Here is a 3,917-nt window from a genome sequence, read left to right as displayed (position 1 = left end):
TCTCGACCTGCAGAAACAGCCAAGTCGACAGCAGGGATCACGGCTTAACTACGCGGCCTTGGTCCTTGCTGTGCGCCCCGGCCTGCTGCGGGTAGATGTGGATGTCGAAGTAGTCCAGGATGCGGGTGCCGTGCTCCTCCTCGTACTCCCGCATCCGGTCCAGGTACCACGGGCCCAGGTCGGTCCCGCCGTGCGCAGCCCGGTCAGGAGGGTTGTTCCAGCAGCCGGTCCGGCCGCAGACGTCCTGGTCCAGCCCCGAGTAGAAGATCGAGTTCAGGCCCCAGCCGACCGGGCCGAGGGTCTTGGCGCCCGGGTCGGCCGCCTTTATCGCCGCGGCGTAGGAGTAGGTGCGGTCGCGGAGTTCGTCGTAGCCCAGTCCAGCGGGGCGCACGTCCCGGTGGGTCGAGTGCCACAGGTCGGGCTCGTTGTCCAGGTTGTAGAACCGCACGCCTCCGCTGTCGGCACTGCCGTACCGGTCCTTGAGGTGGGTGATCCAGTCGGTGACGTACTGCGGGCCGATCGCGACGCTGGTGTCCTTCGGGTCGGTACCGGTGATCGGCGTGCCGTCGGGTTTCCTGCCGTTGCCGCAGTCGGGCGACCACGGGTCGGTGGACTGCTGCGGGCCGTACTTGGCGACGCTGAAGCCGCAGGCTCTGGCCCGGTCCTTGGCCACCCAGCCGAGCATCGGCACGGTGAGGATGGTCTGCGCGCCGACCGCCCGGTTCTGCTCGACGAACCGGTCGGTCTCCGATCCGTCCGGCAGACGCGCCGGATCGGGGTTGGCGTTGGGGATGTTCTCGAAGTACCAGTCCGACGCCCGGTTGGTGGCGTCGTTTCGGAAGTTGTAGCGGGTGGTGTGGTTGCCACCCCACCGGTGGAGCGGTGTTCCCCCAGGTTGGCTCTGAAACTTTCGGAACGACCGGCCGTTGCCGGGTGACGGCCGTCCGCCGCCGCGTCCGGCACGCCCGCCTCCGCCCCGGGACCGCTGCGGCCCGTCCCGGCGATCCGGGCCCACCGCGGTCATGACGGCCCCGGGTCTTCGGACCCGACGGTTCCAGACGATCCCCCTGTACCCGCGCCGCAGGTCAGAGAGGATGATGGAGGTGAAAGCGGGACGCCGGACGGCAGGCCCGCCCGGTGGCCGCCATTCGCTGTGCGGAGGCGGCCGAGGAAAGGGGAAGGCGATGAAGGCAGCGGTGGGGGACCGGCTGATCGTCGAAGGAACCTACAACCATGAGCCCCGGCGGATCGGCGTGGTCACCGAGCTGCGCCATCCCGACGGCTCACCGCCCTACGTGGTGCGCTGGATGGACGCCGAGCACGAGACGCTCGTGTTCCCCGGTCCCGACGCCCGGGTGGTGACCAAGCAGGAGCGGGAGGCCGATCTGGCCGCCTTGTGACCTTCCTGCCGGAGGTGCCGGAGCCCTTGTGGAGGTCTCCGGCACCGGAGCCGTCTGCGGCACCGCGGTTCCGCCCGGTGGCGGGCGGCGATGCGCGCCGTCAGCCGCGGGCGGCCGATGCCCCGCCACCGCGGAGCGTCTCCAGACGGCTGCGGTACTCCTCCGCGTCGATCTCCCCGCGGGCGAACCGCTCCGCGAGCAGATCCTGCGGGGACGGTCTGGCCGGCGGTGCACCGGTCCGTTGGGCTACGCCCAGGTAACGGAGCGTGATGACGGTTCCCGTGATGATCAAAGCCCAGACGATGACCATGCCTATGGACATCACGAGCCAGCCCCAGCCGCTCATCCCATGCTCGTGCCACCCCATCACGGCACCCCCCCCGACATCCGTAGCGGTTCATCTCCACGTTGCTACCCGCAGGGCCCGCTGACCAGGGCCGAAAGTCCCTCCCGCCCGGAGGGAAGGTCTTCCCTCCGGGCCCCACCCGCCGTCGCCATCCCGGCCGCCCCTTCACTCCGGCGGGCACCCGGCCGGGACCACCCTCGGATCACCGGCCGGCGGGCTCGTTGAACAGGCTGAGCACGCCCACCATCGCCGCCAGGTGGATCCCCTCGGCCGTGGTGCCGCCCTGGACGCCGCGCACGTCGCTGTTGAGCGCCTCCACCAGGAACGGCTCGGAGGCGCCGGGCCGGACGCGGGCGGTGGTCACCGCACGCGCGGGGCATCACCCCGGGTGAGAACCAGTCCGAGGACAGGAGCGGCCGATGAGCTACGCCCACACCATCACCGTGCAGGCGCCCTTCGACGAAGCGGTGGCCGCCACCCGCCAGGCTCTGGCCGAGCACGGGTTCGGCGTCGTCAGCGAGATCGACGACCGCCGGTGAGCAGCGCCGAGCGTTTCACCGGGGGTCGGTCGCCGGCTGCGGGAGGCCAGTGGGCGATGTCCGGCTATCACTGAATTCTTTACCTGACCTTTGGAGGGATTTGCTCTACGGTTACCGGCAGGCAGAAACGGGCAACCGGTACACAACCGGTGGATGGAGTCACGTGTGAAGTCTGAGCAGGTCCTTCGGTCGTTGCCGTTCGTCGTCATGGCGGCGGTGGCCCTGATCGACGTGCTGGCCGGCCCGCGTCTGGGCTTCCTGCCGCTGCTGACCCTGGGGCCGACCTTCGCCTCGGTCTCCGGCAGCATCCGCCGTACCGCGCTGGTGGGCGTGATCGCGCTGGCGCTGTGCATCCCCCTGGCCTCCTACAACCGGCTGCTGCTCACCACGCAGAACAACCTCACCATCGCGACCATCATCGCCATCACCGCGGCCAGCATGCTGGCCGGCCACCTGCGCATCCGGCGCGAGCGGGAGCTCGCCAACGTCCGGCTGGTCGCCGAGGCCGCCCAGCGGGTGCTGCTGCGTCCGGTCCCGCGCAAGGCGGGAGATCTGCGAGTGGCGCTGTCCTACACCTCGGCCGCGGCGGAGGCGCGGATCGGCGGCGACCTGTACGAGGTCGTCACGACGCCGTACGGCGTGCGCCTGCTCATCGGCGACGTGCAGGGCAAAGGGCTGGAGGCCGTGGAGACCGCGGCCTGGGTGCTGGGCGCCTTCCGCGAAGCAGCCTACGACGAGGCCGATCTGCCCGGAGTGGCCGAGCGACTGGAGACCAGCCTGGACCGGCACCTGGGCGGCGAGAGATTCGTCACTGCGATCATCGCCGAGGCCGCCGACGGTGAGATCTCCCTGCTCAACTGCGGCCATCCGCCGCCCCTGCTGATCGACCGCCACGGCCGGGCCCGCCCGGTGGAACCCCAGGAGGAAGGGCTGCCGCTCGGCCTGGCGTCGCTGGGCCCGCCCCTGCCCAAGCCGCAACGGATCCCGTTCGGCGAGGGAGAGCAGATCCTCTTCTACACCGACGGCGTCATCGAGGCCCGCAACGAGTCCGGGACCTTCTACCCACTGCCGGAACGCGCCCACCTGCTGGCGGTGACCGATCCGCAGAACGCTCTGGACGAGCTGCGCTCGGACCTGCTGGACCACATCGGAGGGCCGCTGCTCGATGACGCAGCGATGCTGCTGGTGCGCAGACAGTCCACGTGACCCTCCAGATCACCCTTTTTTGCCCTATGCAATGATGGATCGCCGTGTATCCCGATCGGGGCCGGAACGGTCCCGTCGGTGTGTCCGTCCGGGTCCGTCAAGCGCACCACTTCTGCCGCAGGGCCCGGGAATCCGGCAGCGAAAGGCGATCACACGAGTGGCATGGGCCAATCCCTCTGGATCCGGAACCCTCTCCGTGCTCACCGGTCTGCGCGGCGCCGTCGTCATCGTGCGGCCCGCCGGTGAGCTCACCATGTCCACCGCCCCGTACTTCCACGCCCGGCTCGAACAGGCCGCGGCGTTCAACACCCCGCCCCGTGTCGTGGTGGACACCGAAGAGATCACCTACTGCGACTCGGCCGGCCTCAGAGGGCTTTACGTGAGCTGATGTCCCCTTCGTCGCTTGCACCGGACAGTTCGGGCTGG

The 3,917-nt window shown here is 70.0% G+C and carries 7 protein-coding genes; 4 read left to right on the top strand and 3 right to left on the bottom strand.

Going from position 1 to position 3,917, the window contains the following annotated elements; genetic code table 11:
* Positions 1 to 37: 37 nt before the first annotated feature.
* A complete protein-coding gene (locus IEZ06_RS35515; protein ID WP_229799151.1) occupies positions 38 to 1,024 on the bottom strand; it encodes a glycoside hydrolase family 44 protein in 987 nt (328 codons plus the stop codon).
* A 160-nt stretch (positions 1,025 to 1,184) separates the two neighbouring features.
* Between IEZ06_RS35515 and IEZ06_RS35510 the strand changes: the two genes are divergently transcribed.
* A complete protein-coding gene (locus IEZ06_RS35510; RefSeq protein ID WP_189241055.1) occupies positions 1,185 to 1,400 on the top strand; it encodes a DUF1918 domain-containing protein in 216 nt (71 codons plus the stop codon).
* A 100-nt stretch (positions 1,401 to 1,500) separates the two neighbouring features.
* Here IEZ06_RS35510 and IEZ06_RS35505 read toward each other — a convergent pair whose 3' ends face one another.
* Together IEZ06_RS35505 and IEZ06_RS35500 are read right to left on the bottom strand one after the other, a co-directional pair.
* A complete protein-coding gene (locus IEZ06_RS35505; protein WP_203872446.1) occupies positions 1,501 to 1,746 on the bottom strand; it encodes an SHOCT domain-containing protein in 246 nt (81 codons plus the stop codon).
* A gap of 202 nt (positions 1,747 to 1,948) precedes the next feature.
* Positions 1,949 to 2,110, bottom strand: a complete 162-nt coding sequence (locus tag IEZ06_RS35500; protein ID WP_189241056.1) for a hypothetical protein — start codon at positions 2,108 to 2,110, stop codon at positions 1,949 to 1,951.
* 55 nt (positions 2,111 to 2,165) lie between these two features.
* Between IEZ06_RS35500 and IEZ06_RS37920 the strand changes: the two genes are divergently transcribed.
* From IEZ06_RS37920 to IEZ06_RS35490, 3 genes are all read left to right on the top strand, one after another.
* The gene (locus tag IEZ06_RS37920; RefSeq protein ID WP_505853200.1) at positions 2,166 to 2,285 is read left to right on the top strand and encodes a DUF302 domain-containing protein; all 120 of its coding nucleotides are present in this window, start codon (positions 2,166 to 2,168) and stop codon (positions 2,283 to 2,285) included.
* 165 nt (positions 2,286 to 2,450) lie between these two features.
* Positions 2,451 to 3,491 carry a PP2C family protein-serine/threonine phosphatase gene (locus IEZ06_RS35495; RefSeq protein WP_229799149.1) on the top strand — a complete coding sequence of 347 codons (1,041 nt, stop codon included), beginning with the start codon at positions 2,451 to 2,453 and terminating at the stop codon, positions 3,489 to 3,491.
* A gap of 157 nt (positions 3,492 to 3,648) precedes the next feature.
* Entirely contained in the window at positions 3,649 to 3,879 is a 231-nt protein-coding gene (locus IEZ06_RS35490) for an STAS domain-containing protein (protein ID WP_229799147.1), read from the top strand.
* Positions 3,880 to 3,917 lie beyond the last annotated feature (38 nt).

Source organism: Planomonospora antibiotica (genome assembly GCF_014647955.1).
GTDB lineage: Bacteria > Actinomycetota > Actinomycetes > Streptosporangiales > Streptosporangiaceae > Planomonospora > Planomonospora parontospora.
This window is presented reverse-complemented; position numbering and strand designations above follow the sequence as displayed.